The 12,952-nt window shown below is 65.9% G+C and carries 14 protein-coding genes and 1 tRNA gene; 2 read left to right on the plus strand and 13 right to left on the minus strand.

Annotated features, from left to right (window positions below; translation table 11 throughout):
* From ACPEH1_RS03990 to ACPEH1_RS04040, 11 genes are all read right to left on the minus strand, one after another.
* On the minus strand, positions 1-559 hold a 559-nt coding region (locus ACPEH1_RS03990), incomplete at its 3' end, for a 2Fe-2S iron-sulfur cluster-binding protein (RefSeq protein WP_423715308.1).
* The gene (gene nuoF, locus ACPEH1_RS03995) at positions 556-1,896 is read right to left on the minus strand and encodes an NADH-quinone oxidoreductase subunit NuoF (RefSeq protein WP_017354661.1); all 1,341 of its coding nucleotides are present in this window, start codon (positions 1,894-1,896) and stop codon (positions 556-558) included. The genes nuoF and ACPEH1_RS03990, both read right to left, overlap by 4 nt.
* Positions 1,897-1,899: 3 nt before the next feature.
* Complete coding sequence (gene nuoE, locus ACPEH1_RS04000) at positions 1,900-2,427, minus strand: NADH-quinone oxidoreductase subunit NuoE (protein ID WP_017354660.1); 528 nt, start codon at positions 2,425-2,427, stop codon at positions 1,900-1,902.
* Positions 2,428-2,521: 94 nt separating this feature from the next.
* Positions 2,522-3,829: an NADH-quinone oxidoreductase subunit D gene (locus ACPEH1_RS04005; protein WP_017354659.1), complete on the minus strand. Its 1,308-nt coding sequence runs from the start codon at positions 3,827-3,829 to the stop codon at positions 2,522-2,524.
* The gene (locus ACPEH1_RS04010; RefSeq protein ID WP_017354658.1) at positions 3,826-4,575 is read right to left on the minus strand and encodes an NADH-quinone oxidoreductase subunit C; all 750 of its coding nucleotides are present in this window, start codon (positions 4,573-4,575) and stop codon (positions 3,826-3,828) included. The genes ACPEH1_RS04005 and ACPEH1_RS04010 overlap by 4 nt, the downstream gene beginning before the upstream one ends.
* 32 nt (positions 4,576-4,607) lie before the next feature.
* Positions 4,608-5,162 (minus strand): NuoB/complex I 20 kDa subunit family protein, encoded by a 555-nt coding sequence (locus tag ACPEH1_RS04015; protein ID WP_017354657.1) that lies wholly within the window; start codon positions 5,160-5,162, stop codon positions 4,608-4,610.
* Complete coding sequence (locus ACPEH1_RS04020; RefSeq protein ID WP_026070543.1) at positions 5,153-5,509, minus strand: NADH-quinone oxidoreductase subunit A; 357 nt, start codon at positions 5,507-5,509, stop codon at positions 5,153-5,155. The genes ACPEH1_RS04015 and ACPEH1_RS04020 overlap by 10 nt, the downstream gene beginning before the upstream one ends.
* A gap of 112 nt (positions 5,510-5,621) precedes the next feature.
* Positions 5,622-5,706 (minus strand) — tRNA-Leu (locus ACPEH1_RS04025).
* A 52-nt stretch (positions 5,707-5,758) separates the two neighbouring features.
* A complete protein-coding gene (gene secG, locus ACPEH1_RS04030) occupies positions 5,759-6,211 on the minus strand; it encodes a preprotein translocase subunit SecG (RefSeq protein ID WP_026070542.1) in 453 nt (150 codons plus the stop codon).
* A 54-nt stretch (positions 6,212-6,265) separates the two neighbouring features.
* Positions 6,266-7,021 carry a triose-phosphate isomerase gene (gene tpiA / locus ACPEH1_RS04035; protein WP_423715309.1) on the minus strand — a complete coding sequence of 252 codons (756 nt, stop codon included), beginning with the start codon at positions 7,019-7,021 and terminating at the stop codon, positions 6,266-6,268.
* A gap of 284 nt (positions 7,022-7,305) precedes the next feature.
* A complete protein-coding gene (locus ACPEH1_RS04040; protein WP_136003216.1) occupies positions 7,306-8,241 on the minus strand; it encodes an isopenicillin N synthase family dioxygenase in 936 nt (311 codons plus the stop codon).
* Positions 8,242-8,440: 199 nt separating this feature from the next.
* Here ACPEH1_RS04040 and ACPEH1_RS04045 point away from each other — a divergent pair, with 199 nt between their 5' ends.
* A complete protein-coding gene (locus ACPEH1_RS04045; RefSeq protein ID WP_423715310.1) occupies positions 8,441-9,724 on the plus strand; it encodes a glycosyltransferase family 4 protein in 1,284 nt (427 codons plus the stop codon).
* Positions 9,711-10,565, plus strand: coding sequence for a polysaccharide deacetylase family protein (locus tag ACPEH1_RS04050; protein WP_017354651.1), 855 nt, complete (start codon positions 9,711-9,713; stop codon positions 10,563-10,565). Before ACPEH1_RS04045 ends, ACPEH1_RS04050 begins: the two co-directional genes overlap by 14 nt.
* A 77-nt stretch (positions 10,566-10,642) precedes the next feature.
* Here ACPEH1_RS04050 and glmM read toward each other — a convergent pair whose 3' ends face one another.
* Both glmM and accD read right to left on the minus strand, forming a co-directional pair.
* Positions 10,643-12,010, minus strand: a complete 1,368-nt coding sequence (glmM, locus tag ACPEH1_RS04055; RefSeq protein WP_153165183.1) for a phosphoglucosamine mutase — start codon at positions 12,008-12,010, stop codon at positions 10,643-10,645.
* Positions 12,010-12,894, minus strand: coding sequence for an acetyl-CoA carboxylase, carboxyltransferase subunit beta (gene accD, locus ACPEH1_RS04060; RefSeq protein WP_017354649.1), 885 nt, complete (start codon positions 12,892-12,894; stop codon positions 12,010-12,012). The genes glmM and accD overlap by 1 nt, the downstream gene beginning before the upstream one ends.
* Positions 12,895-12,952 lie beyond the last annotated feature (58 nt).

Genomic DNA, 12,952 nt, shown 5'->3' on the forward strand with positions numbered 1-12,952 from the left:
TCATCCACGGTGCGCAAGACGCAATTGGCCGGGAACGGTTCAGGCCCGGGGCGGTGAAGCGGACGCAGCGCGTGCACTGGATGCAGCGGGTCATCTCGGTGGCGACCAGCGGGCCCATGTCCTCGTCCGGCACCACGCGCTTGCGCTCGTTGAAGCGGCTCACCGAACGACCGTAGCCGAGCGAGACGTCCTGCAGCTCGCACTCGCCGCCCTGATCGCAGATCGGGCAGTCCAGCGGATGGTTGATCAGCAGGAACTCCATCACCGAGCGCTGGAACTTCAGTGCCTTCTCACTGCGGGTGGCGACCTTCATGCCATCCATGACCGGCGTGGCGCAGGCCGGCGCCGGCTTGGGCGACTTCTCGACGTCGACCAGGCACATGCGGCAGTTGGCCGCGATCGGCAGCTTCTCGTGGTAGCAGAAGCGCGGGATCGGAATGCCGGCCTTGTCGGCGGCCTGGATGATCATCGAGCCCTTGGGCACGACCAGGGACTGGCCGTCGATTTCGACGGTCACATGATCCGGTGGCACGCTCGGATTTACGGGTTGCGCGCTCATGCAGCGGCTGCCTCCACCTTCTTGCCGTCAACCATCGAATGACCGTTGACGATGTAGTACTCGAATTCGTCCCAGAACTGGCGCAGGAAGCCCTGGATGGGCCATGCCGCCGCTTCACCGAACGCGCAGATGGTGTGGCCTTCGATCTGGCCGGCCACTGCCTTCAACTGGTGCAGGTCTTCCATCGTGGCCTTGCCGGCAACGATGCGTTCCAGGACGCGGTGCATCCAGCCGGTGCCTTCGCGGCACGGGGTGCACTGGCCACAGGATTCCTTGTGGAAGAACTGCGAGATGCGGCAGGCGAACTTGACGCAGCAGACGCTGTCGTCGAGCACCACGATGGCGCCCGAGCCCAGACCGGTGCCCAAGGCACGCAGGGTGTCGTAGTCCATCTGCAGGCCCTTGAGTTCTTCGGCCTTGAGCACCGGCATCGACACACCGCCCGGAACCGCGCCCTTCAGGGTGCGACCCGGCTTGAGGCCGCCGGCCATTTCCAGCAGCTCGTCGAAAGTGGTGCCCAGCGGCACTTCGAAGTTGCCGCCCTTCTGCACGCAGCCGGAAACCGAGAAGATCTTCGGACCGCCGTTCTTGGTCAGGCTCAGGCTCTGGAACCACTCCGGGCCGTTGCGGATGATCGCCGGCACCGAGGCATAGGTCTCGGTGTTGTTGATCGTCGACGGCTTGCCGTACAGGCCGAAGTTGGCCGGGAACGGCGGCTTGTAGCGCGGCTGGCCCTTCTTGCCTTCCAGCGACTCCATCAGCGCGGTTTCTTCGCCGCAGATGTAAGCGCCGGCACCGAGCGCACCGTAGATGTCGATGTCCACGCCGCTGCCGAGGATGTTCTTGCCCAGCCAGCCGTTCGCGTACGCGTCGGCCAGGGCCTGCTCGAAGTGCTCGAAGGGCTCGTGGTGGAACTCACCGCGCAGGTAGTTGTAGCCCACGGTGCTGCCGGTGGCGTAGCAGGCGATTGCCATGCCTTCCACGACCGAATGCGGGTTGTAGCGCAGGATGTCGCGATCCTTGCAGGTGCCCGGCTCGGATTCATCCGAGTTGCAGAGGATGTACTTCTGCATGGTGCCCTTGGGCATGAAGGACCACTTCAGGCCGGTCGGGAAGCCGGCGCCACCGCGGCCGCGCAGGTTGGACTGCTTGACCATCTCGATGACCTGTTCCGGCGAGATCTTCTCTTCGAGGATCTTGCGCAGGGCGGCGTAGCCACCGGTCTTGAGGTAGCTTTCGTACGACCACGGGGTGTCGTAGTGCAGCGTGGTGTAGACCACCTGGTGCGGCAGCGGCGCAGGACCGACCGGACCCGTGGGTGCGTGATGATGTGCCATGTCTTACTCCAACCCGTCCAGCAGCTCGTCGACTTTCTCGACGGTCAGGCGCTCGTGGTAATGGCCGTTGATGACCATCATCGGCGCACCGGCGCAACCAGCCAGGCATTCTTCTTCGCGCTTGAGGTAGACGCGGCCGTCGGCGGTGGACTGGCCGGTCTTGCAGCCGAGCTTCTTCTCGGCGTGCGCAACCAGGTCCTCGGCGCCATTCAGCCAGCAGCTGATGTTGGTGCAGAAGGCGACGTTGTGGCGGCCCACCTTCTCGGTCTCGAACATCGAGTAGAAGCTGGCAACCTCATAGGCCCACACCGGCGGCAGATCCAGATACCTGGCGACGCCGGCGATCAACTCGTCGGTCAGCCAGCCCTGGTTCTGTTCCTGTGCCGCATGCAGGCCCTGCAACACGGCCGAGCGCTTGCGATCCGGCGGGAACTTGGCCAGCCAGTGATCGATGTGCGCGCGCGTCTTGTCGCTCAACACCACCATCGGGTCGACGTCGCGCGCCGCCTCGAAATTACCTGTCGCCTTCATCGGCCGACCTCAGCGAATACCAAATCGTGAAAGACCAGAACCTGCAGCGCCGGCAGAAGCCGGCGGGTGTCAGGCATCGTGCATGCGGCCGGGATCACCGGTCCACCTCACCGAACACCAGGTCGTAGGTGCCGATCATGGCCACCACGTCGGCGAGCATGTGCCCGCGCACGACCGAGTCGATCGAGGACAGATGGGCGAAACCCGGCGCGCGCAGGTGCACGCGGAACGGCTTGTTGGCGCCATCGGACATCAGGTAGCAGCCGAACTCGCCCTTGGGCGCTTCGACCGCAGCGTAGGTTTCGCCGGCGGGGACGCAGTAGCCTTCACTGAACAGCTTGAAGTGATGGATCAGCGCTTCCATGTCGTCCTTCATGTCCTCGCGGCTGGGCGGCGCGACCTTGAAGTTCTTGACCATGACCGGGCCGGGGTTGGCACGCAGCCACTGCACGCACTGCTTGATGATGCGGTTGGACTCGCGCATCTCGGCCACGCGGACCAGGTAGCGGTCGTAGCAGTCGCCTTCCTTGCCCAGCGGAATGTCGAACTCGACGGCATCGTACTTGGCGTACGGCTGCTTCTTGCGCAGATCCCAGGCAATGCCCGAGCCACGCAGCATCACCCCGGTCATGCCCCACGCATGGGCCAGTTCCGGGCTGACCACGCCGATGCCGACGGTACGCTGCTTCCAGATACGGTTGTCGGTCAGCAGGGTCTCGTACTCGTCGACACGCTTGGGGAACTCGACGGTGAAGTTCTCGAGGAAATCGAGCAGCGACCCTTCGCGCGCGGCGTTGAGGTTCTTCAGGGCCTTGCCCTTGTGCCAGCGCGATTCCTTGTACTTGGGCATACGATCCGGCAGGTCGCGATAGACGCCACCCGGACGGTAGTAGGCCGCGTGCATGCGCGCGCCGGAGACCGCTTCGTAGCAGTCCATCAGCTCTTCACGCTCACGGAAGGCGTACAGCATCACCGCCATCGCGCCCAGATCGAGCGCGTTGGAACCCAGCCACATCAGGTGGTTCAGGATGCGGGTGATTTCGTCGAACATGGTGCGGATGTACTGCGCGCGTTCGGGCGCTTCGATCCCCATCAGGGTTTCGATCGCGCGCACGTAGGCGTGCTCGTTGCACATCATCGACACGTAATCCAGGCGATCCATGTAGCCGATCGACTGGTTGAAGGGCTTGGACTCGGCCAGCTTCTCGGTACCACGGTGCAGCAGGCCCACATGGGGGTCGGCACGCATGATGGTTTCGCCGTCCATTTCCAGGATCAGGCGCAGCACACCGTGCGCGGCCGGATGCTGCGGGCCGAAGTTCATCGTGTAGTTGCGGATTTCCTGCCGGCTTTCGGCGGGATTGCTCGCAAAGGCCTGGCTGGCCTGGTGGAATTCACTCACTTTACTGCCTCCGTCTGCGCGCTTTCGCCGGCAGCGGTCTGGAAACGGGCATCGTCACGGATCACGCGCGGCACGCCGACACGCGGCTCCACCGAGGTCACCGGCTCGTAGATCACGCGCTTCTTCTCTTCGTCGTAGCGCACTTCGACGTTGCCGATCAGCGGGAAATCCTTGCGGAACGGATGGCCGACGAAACCGTAATCGGTCAGGATCCGGCGCAGGTCCGGGTGACCTTCGAAGATCACGCCGTAGAGGTCGAACGCTTCGCGCTCGAACCAGTTCAGGCCCGGCCAGACGCTGGTCAGCGACGCGACCACCGGCAGTTCCTCATTCGGCGCGAAGCAGCGGATGCGCATGGTGAGGTTGTGCTGGTAGGAACGCAGCTGGGCGACCACGGCGAAACGCTGCAGCGGGATCGGCTGCGGCTGGGCGCCATCGCTGGTTTCGCGGGTGGGGAACTCGCCCCATGCGAAACGACCGACGGACTTGCCCTCGACGCCGCGGCTGAAGCCTTGGGACGACACGTCGGCCGTATCCCATTCGTCGCTGCCGTAGCCGAGGTAGTCCAGGCCGCACAGGTCGACGGACTGCTCGAAACCGAATTCGTCGCGCAGCGCCAGGGCGGTGGCATGCCAGTCAGCGGCGGGCACTTCCAGCGTCACTTCGCCGCGGGGTTCGACCACGAAGACCTGCGCACCGGCAAAGCGTGCGGAGAGTCGGTCGATGAAGGATGCTTGCTCTGCCATGGGGGCTTGGCGTGCTCTTGTCAGGAGGAATGTCAGCGGGCGATGGTCTGCGTACGCCAGATCTTCTTCTGCAGCTGCAGGATCCCGTACACCAGCGCTTCGGCGGTAGGCGGACACCCGGGAACGTAGACGTCCACCGGGACCACGCGGTCGCAACCACGCACTACTGCATAGGAGTAGTGGTAGTAGCCGCCACCGTTGGCACAGCTGCCCATCGAAATGACCCACTTCGGGTCCGGCATCTGGTCGTAGACCTTGCGCAGCGCCGGGGCCATCTTGTTGACCAGGGTGCCGGCCACGATCATCACGTCGGACTGACGCGGCGACGGGCGGAACACCACGCCGTAGCGGTCAAGATCCAGGCGCGCCGCGCCGGCATGCATCATCTCCACCGCGCAGCAGGCCAGACCAAAGGTCATCGGCCACATCGAGCCGGTCCGCGCCCAGTTCAACAGCGCATCGACGCTGGTGGTCACGTAGCCCTTTTCGAGCAGCGGGTTGTCGCCTTCGGGGCGCAGGATGTCGTCGACCCGCCCTTCCGGGACCGGGTTGTTCATCAGGCCATCGAGAGTCTGAATCACTCCCATTCCAGCGCTCCCTTCTTCCAGACGTAAATGAAACCGAGGAAAAGCATGCCCACGAACAGGCCCATCGTGACCAGCGAACGCGCACCCAGTTCCATGAAGACCTGGGTCCAAGGCACGATGAAAATGATTTCCAAGTCAAATACGATGAACTGGATCGCGATCAGGTAGTAGCGCACATCGAACTTCATGCGCGCGTCCTCGAAAGCCTCGAAGCCGCACTCGTACGGCGAGAGCTTTTCCAGATCAGGACGTCGTGGACCGAGGAATCGGCCGACCAGCATCAGCGCAACGCCGATACCGGTGGCAACGATCAGAAACAGCAGAGACGGCAAATATTCGGCCAGCACAGCGATTCTCTCTTGCCTCTGCCGCTGCGCCTGCAGGCGCTTTGGCATGGGGGAGTGGACGGACTCCGCACCCTGGCGCCGTGCGCGCCAGACGAAATCCGCTTACAAACAATGGTGCCCAAGAGGGGACTCGAACCCCTACGACTCTCGTCGCTACCACCTCAAGGTAGTGCGTCTACCAATTCCGCCACCTGGGCTTACGATCGCACCGGGGGTTACTTCCCAATGCGCCGCATATTGTAACCGTCTTCAGCGATTCTGGGTGCCTTCCGAAGGCTTTTCTTCACCAGAAGTTTTCGCTCCCGCCTCAGCCGGCACAGTGGCCTGCGGAACCGGCTGCTGGACCGGGGTCTGGACGGGTGCTGCCGGGGCCTTCGGCACGGCCGGCAACTCACCTGCCGGCGCTGCCGGCACGCTTTCCACCGGGGCCGACATCAGGCCCAGGTCCTGCTGCGCTGCCGGGCGCGAGCCGTGGCTGGCGTACCAGGCCATGAAGAGGCTGATGCCGAAGAACACCACGGCCAGCCACTTGGTCGACTTGGACAGGAAATTGGACGCGCCGCGCGCGCCGAACACGGTCCCCGAGGCGCCCGCGCCGAAACCCGAACCCGCGGCCGCGCCGGAACCACGCTGCATCAGGATGAGCGCGATCATGGCCACCGCCACCAGCACGTAGACCACATTGAGGATCAACATCAGCATTTCGAATCCGTCCTCGGACATGTCGCGCCGACGGTCGGTCGGCACATTATCTTGTTAGCGCCCGGCCGCCGCATCGACGATGGCCAGGAAGTCCGCGGCCACCAGGGAGGCGCCGCCCACCAGCCCACCATCGACATCGGGCTGCGCGAACAGTTCCCCAGCGTTGTCGGGCTTCACGCTGCCGCCGTAAAGGATCGGCAACGAATCAGCGATTCTAGCATCCAGCTTGGCCACTTCGCCACGGATGAAGGCATGGACCTGCTGGGCCTGCTCTTTGCTGGCGGTCCGGCCGGTGCCGATGGCCCAGACCGGCTCATAGGCGACCACGGCATGCTGGAAGCCGGAGGGGCCCACCAGGGCCAGCACCGGGGCCAGCTGGGCGGCGATGACCTGCTCGGTCTGGCCGGCCTCGCGCTGCTCCAGCGTCTCGCCCACGCAGAGCACCGGGACCAGGCCGGCATGCAGAGCGGCGGCGAACTTGCGTGCCACCAGCTCGCTGGATTCATTGTGGTACTGCCGGCGCTCGGAATGGCCGACCAGGCCATAGCGGGCGCCGACCTCGGCCAGCATCGAGGCCGAGACCTCGCCGGTGTAGGCGCCCTTCTCGTTGGAGCTCACGTCCTGGGAGCCAAAGGCGATGGCCCGGCCCTCGAAGTCCTCGACCAGTTCGCCCAGGTACGGCAGGGGCGGCAGGATGACCACCTCCACCCCATCGCACGGCAGGCTGGCGACCAGGTCACTGACCAGGTCGGTGGCGAATTGGCGGCTGCCGTGCAGCTTCCAGTTACCGGCGACGATCTTGCGGCGCATGGCGGGGCTCCAGTTGGGTATCAACGGGCAATGATACCGGATGTAACGAATCAGCGTCCCGCCGAAAACGCTTACATTTCAAATGGATAATGATCTGTGGCCGGGTTTGGCGCGCAGGGCGCGGCTGTTTGTTTGCTATCGCGCAGGGCCGAGGCCCCTCCCGACAGCATCAGACAGCCGCGCTTCTGCTCCAGCGCCGTAAACAAAAAGGCCACCATGACGGTGGCCTTTCCGGGGGCGTACCGACCACCGGTCGGTACCCACTGGTTGGGTCGGGGGGGCGATTACTTCAATTTGATCTCGCGCAGGCGCTCTTCCAGGAAGCCGTGGGCAGTGATCGGCTCCGGGTAGCGGCTCGGGTTGTCCGGGGTGATGCAGGTCGGCAGCACGTCGATCAGGAAGTCCGGGTTGGGGTGCAGGAAGAACGGCACCGAGTAACGCGGCTGGCGCGCCTGCTCGCCCGGGGGATTGACCACGCGATGGATGGTGGACGGGTACACATGGTTGGTCAGGCGCTGCAGCATGTCGCCGATGTTGACCACGATGGTGTCCGCGTCGGAGGTGAACGGCACCCACTTGCCTTCGTGCGACTGCACTTCCAGCCCCGCCGCGCTGGCACCGACCAGCAGCGTGATGAAATTGATGTCGCCGTGTGCGCCGGCGCGCACGTTGGGAATGTTCTCGGCGGTGATCGGCGGGTAGTGGATCGGGCGCAGGATCGAGTTGCCGTTGTTGGTCTTGTCGGCAAAGAAGTCGATCGGCAGGCCGATGTGCAGCGCCAGCGCCGACAGGACCCGCGAGCCCAGGTTGTCCAGGGCCTGGTACAGGCCGTAACCGCGCTCACGGAAACCGGGAACCTCGGACGGCCACAGGTTCGGGGCCATCACGTCACGGTACTTGGAATCGTCCGGGATCTCGCGGCCGATGTGCCAGAACTCCTTCAGGTCGAAGTGCTGGGAGCCCTTGGCGGTTTCCACGCCGAACGGGGTGTAGCCGCGGGCGCCACCGCTGCCCGGCACGTGGTACTGGCGCTTGGTCTCCTCCGGCAGAGCGAAGAAGGCCTTGAAGACGTCGTAGGCCGCATCGATGTCGGCCTGCGGGATGCCGTGGTTGCGGATGCCCGCGAAACCCCATTCGCGGTAGGCCGCGCCCAGCTCTGCAACGAAGGCGTCGCGGTCACTGTCGAAACGGGTGATGTCGAGGGTCGGAATCTGGCTCACAGCGTTACCTGGCTTGTTCTTGGATGGACGAAGGGCCGCACCTGTGGCCCGGCTGAACATTGTGACAGATCGGGCTCATGCCGCCACCGATACATTGATACAAGCCGATACAATGCGCGCCACCCGGGCTGTGTGAACGGGCCAACGACGCTGCCGCCGCCACGCGTCCCCTCCTCTGCTGCAGCACTCGATCCGCCCTATGGACGCCACCTCGCCGGTTCCCGCTGAGCCCTCTTCCTTCGCTGGCAGCCCCCGGCAGGCCGACGCCGGTCCGCCCGTCGCCGATCCCCACGCTCAGGCCCTCGCGGCGGGCGCGGAGGCTGCCGGCCACCGCGTCATCCCGCTGAAGATCCTGCATACCGAAGCGGCCAAAGGCTTTGGCGGTCAGGAGATCTACATCTACCGGCACATGCTGGCCATGCGCGAGCGCGGCCATGACGTGTCGCTGCTGTGCCAACCCGGCGCGCGGCTCGGCGAAATCGCACGGGAAGCCGGGTTTACCGTGCACACCCTGAAGATGGGCGGCCTGCTGCGCCTGCTGCGCGGCATCGGCACGGTCTCGCGACTGGTGCGACGCCACGGCTACCACGTGGTCAACACGACCAGCCGGCGCGACAGCCTTATCGCCGCTGCCGGAGCGCGCCTGGGCGGCACGCCCCTGGTGGTGCGCTCGCGTCACCTGATGAGCCCGGTCAACTCACTGCTGACCTACACCGGCCTGCCGCACCGGGTCCTGACCGTCAGCAGCTTCGTGAAGCAGTTGCTGGTGACGCGCGGCATCGCCGGGGAGCGGATCGGCATCGTGCCGCCGATCGCGGTCCCGCCGCAGTGGACGCAGATCAACAAGGACGATCCGTGGCAGTGCCTGCAGGAGACCCGCACCGAGGTGCGGCGCGAACTCGGTTTCGACGACGACCAGATCGTGGTCGGCTGCGTGGCGGTGCTGCGTGAGCCGAAGGGCCACGCCGACCTGCTGCACGCCATCGCCCCGCTCTGCCGCCGCCACCGCAACCTGCAGCTGGTGATCGTCGGCGACGGACAGCCGGTGATGGACCGCCTGCTGGCGCTGCGCGCGGAACTGGGCATCGCCAGCCAGGTGCACCTGCTGGGCTACCGCCTCGGCGCGTGCCGGCTGATGACCGCCTTCGACATCTTCGCGCTGGCCAGCCACAAGGAAGCGGCCGGCACCGTGTTCCTGGAAGCAGCTTACGTCGGCGTGCCGATCGTGGCCACGCGGGTGGGTGGCGTGCCGGAAATGGTGATGGAAGGGAGCAATGCTATGCTCGCGCCGCTTGGCGACCCGGCCGCGCTGACGCACGCGCTGCAGACGCTGGTCGAAGACCCGCAGGAGCGCCGCCGCATGGGCCGCGCCGGCTGGGAATGGATGCACAGCGCGCAGCGCTTCACGCCGGCCGGCCACACCGAAGCGACCGAACACTATTACCACCAGTGGTTGAAGGAACTTGGGCATGGCCAACGCTAGATCCGTCCCGGTGCTGATGCATCACCATGTATCGCCCTCGCCGGGCATGATCACCGTGTCCCCGGAGAACTTCGAAAGCCAGATTGCGTGGCTGGCCGCCGACGGCTGGACCTCGCTGACGCTGGAGCAGTACGCCGGCTTCCTCGCCGGCCAGCCGGTGCCGCGCAAGTCGATCGTGATCACCTTCGACGACGGCTACCTGGACAACTGGGTCTACGCGCACCCGATCCTGCTCAAGTACGGCATGCACGCGGTGGTGTTCGTGGTGACCGGCTGGATGGGCGATGGCCCGGAACGGCCGCATGCCGGCCAGACCGGCGCGACCCTGCCGGCAACACCGGACCATCGCGGCTGCGAAGCGGCGATCCTGGAACAGGACCGCGCCGACTCGGTGATGATGCGCTGGAGCGAGGCGCGCGCGATGATCGCCGCCGGCACCTTCGAAGTGCACTGCCACACCCATACGCATACGCGCTGGATGAAGCAGGCGATCAGCCGGGCGCAGAAATGCGTGGGTATCGAGAGCGACCTGTCGCGCGCGCGCGCGGTGCTGCAGCAGGAGCTTGGCAGCGTCTCGGACACGCTGTGCTGGCCGTACGGCGATTTCGACGAGGACTACGTGGCGATCGCACGGCAACAGGGCTTCACCCACCTGCATACCACCCATCCGTTCGGCCGCAATGTGGTGGGCGGCGATCCTGGCCACATCTATCGCTTCGCCATCCGCAACCGTCCGGCACGCTGGCTGCGCAAGCGGATCGCGTTGAGCTACCACCCGCTGATCGCGCCGCTGTTCAACCGCTTCAAGGCGAAACAGAAGAAGATGGCGCCGGGGCCGTAACGGCCCGGAAACGAACGCGTGCGCCACGAAAAAACCCGGCCGAGGCCGGGTTCTTCGTTTGCGCCGCCTGCGACATGTCAGGCCGCTGCGGCGGCCTTCACCGCATCGGACAGGTTGTCCAGCGTGGCCTGCATCAGGTCGCTGCTGTCCGCTTCGACGGTCACGCGTACCACCGGCTCGGTCCCCGACGGCCGCAGGAACGCACGACCGCGGCCCTGCACCGACTGCTGCGCGGCCGCGAGCGCGGCCTGCACGCTGTCGGACTGCACGACGGCCTTGGCCGAGACACCGGCCAGACGCACGTTGACGGTCTTCTGCGGCACTTTGTGCAGGCCCGACAGCGCCTGCCGCAGCGATGTATTCTCACGCCGCAGCACTTCCAGCACCTGCAGTGCGCTGACGATGGCGTCGCCCGTGGTGGCGCGGTCCAGGCACAGCAGGTGACCGGAGGCCTCACCGCCGAGCACGCCACCGCCTTCGACCAGCGCCTGGTGCACGTAGCGGTCACCGACGTTGCTGCGCAGGAACGGTATGCCCAGCCGCTCCATCGCCTGCTCGAGCCCGAAGTTGGTCATCAACGTGCCGACCACCGGACCGCGCAGGCGTCCATTGCCGCGCCAGGAGGGCGCCAGCACGTACAGCAGGTCGTCGCCATCGACCGGATTGCCCTGGTCGTCGGCCATCAGCACGCGGTCGCCGTCGCCATCGAACGCGATGCCGAGATCCGCACCGGTCTCGCGCACCTTGGCGGCAAGGTTGTCGATGTGCATCGACCCGACGCCGTCATTGATGTTCACACCGTTCGGCTCGGCGCCGATGGCGACCACCTCCGCACCGAGCTCGCGGAACAGCAGCGGCGCGATGTGGTAGGTGGCGCCGTGGGCGCAGTCGAGCACGATCTTCAACCCGCGCAGGTCGAAGGCACGCGGCACGCTGGCCTTGCAGAATTCGATGTAGCGGCCCACCGCGTCCCGGGCGCGCATGGCCTTGCCGAGACGGTCCGATTCGGCAGTGGTGAACGGTTCGTCCAGCGCTGCTTCCAGTGCCAGCTCGGTGGCGTCATCGAGCTTCTCGCCATCGGCGGAGAAGAACTTGATGCCGTTGTCGTAATGCGGGTTGTGCGAGGCGCTGATGACGATGCCGGCGTCGGCCCCGAGCGTGCGGGTCAGGAACGCGACGGCCGGGGTCGGCATCGGCCCCAGCAGCTGCACGTCCGCGCCGGCGGCAACCAGCCCCGCCTCGAGCGCGGCTTCGAACATGTAGCCGGAGATGCGCGTGTCCTTGCCGATCACCACCACCGGGCGGTGGCCCGGCCGATGGCCGTTGCGCGCGGTCAGCACGCGACCGAGCGCGTTGCCCAGGCGCAGCACGAAATCGGCCGAGATCACCCCCTGGCCGACCCGACCGCGGATGCCGTCGGTGCCGAAATACCTGCGCGCGCCCATCAGGCAGCGGCGTCCGCGGCAGGCGCGGGCTGGCGGCCCAGCATGGCCAGCAGCTCGGACAGACGGTCACGCATTTCGCGGCGATCGCAGATCTGGTCGATCGCCCCATGCTCCAGCAGGAACTCCGAGCGCTGGAAGCCTTCGGGCAGCTTTTCGCGCACGGTCTGCTCGATCACACGCGGACCGGCGAAGCCGATCAGCGCCTGCGGTTCGGCGATGTTGATGTCGCCCAGCATGGCAAACGACGCCGACACGCCACCGGTGGTCGGGTGGGTCAGTACCGAGATGTACGGCAGGCCGGCATCACGCAGGCGACCCAGCGCGGCCGAGGTCTTGGCCATCTGCATCAGCGAGAACAGGCCTTCCTGCATGCGCGCGCCGCCGCTGGCGGAGAAGCACACGTAGGGCGCACCGATCTCCAGCGCCTTTTCGGCGGCCAGCGAGAAGCGCTCCCCCACCACCGAGCCCATCGAACCGCCCATGAAGGCGAAGTCGAAGGCCGAGGCCACCAGCGGGCGGCCCTTCATCAGGCCCTGCATGGCAATCAGCGCGTCGTACTCGCCGGTGTTCTTCTGCGAGGCCTTGATGCGTTCGCTGTACTTCTTCTGGTCCTTGAACTTGAGCAGGTCCGTCGGGCCCAGGCGCGCGCCGATCTCGGTGGTGCTGTCGACGTCGAACAGCGCCGCCAGACGCGCGCGTGCGCGGATGGCCATGTGATGGCCACACTTGGGGCAGACCTCGAGGTTCTCCTCCAGCTCGGGACGGTAGAGCGCGCTTCCGCAGCTGCTGCACTTCTCCCACAGGCCCTCGGGGACGCTGCGCTTCTTGCTGGGGACGTTGTCGGTGCGGATGCCAGACGGCATCAACTTGCTGAGCCAACTCATGCGGGATGCTACTTCCGTTCAGGGCGGCCCGGGGGCCGCAAAGGCCGACAGTCTAGCT

It is taken from the genome of Stenotrophomonas sp. NPDC077421 (genome assembly GCF_049545505.1).
Taxonomy (GTDB): domain Bacteria; phylum Pseudomonadota; class Gammaproteobacteria; order Xanthomonadales; family Xanthomonadaceae; genus Stenotrophomonas; species Stenotrophomonas nematodicola.

Bases quoted from the DNA above. Each gene is read 5' to 3' on its own strand.
- nuoF (WP_017354661.1), bottom strand. From the start codon at position 1,896: ATGGCACATCATCACGCACCCACGGGTCCGGTCGGTCCTGCGCCGCTG.
- nuoE (WP_017354660.1), bottom strand. From the start codon at position 2,427: ATGAAGGCGACAGGTAATTTCGAGGCGGCGCGCGACGTCGACCCGATG.
- ACPEH1_RS04010 (WP_017354658.1), bottom strand. From the start codon at position 4,575: ATGGCAGAGCAAGCATCCTTCATCGACCGACTCTCCGCACGCTTTGCC.
- ACPEH1_RS04015 (WP_017354657.1), bottom strand. From the start codon at position 5,162: ATGGGAGTGATTCAGACTCTCGATGGCCTGATGAACAACCCGGTCCCG.
- secG (WP_026070542.1), bottom strand. From the start codon at position 6,211: ATGCTGATGTTGATCCTCAATGTGGTCTACGTGCTGGTGGCGGTGGCC.
- tpiA (WP_423715309.1), bottom strand. From the start codon at position 7,021: ATGCGCCGCAAGATCGTCGCCGGTAACTGGAAGCTGCACGGCAGCCGC.
- ACPEH1_RS04045 (WP_423715310.1), top strand. From the start codon at position 8,441: ATGGACGCCACCTCGCCGGTTCCCGCTGAGCCCTCTTCCTTCGCTGGC.
- ACPEH1_RS04050 (WP_017354651.1), top strand. From the start codon at position 9,711: ATGGCCAACGCTAGATCCGTCCCGGTGCTGATGCATCACCATGTATCG.
- glmM (WP_153165183.1), bottom strand. From the start codon at position 12,010: ATGGGCGCGCGCAGGTATTTCGGCACCGACGGCATCCGCGGTCGGGTC.
- accD (WP_017354649.1), bottom strand. From the start codon at position 12,894: ATGAGTTGGCTCAGCAAGTTGATGCCGTCTGGCATCCGCACCGACAAC.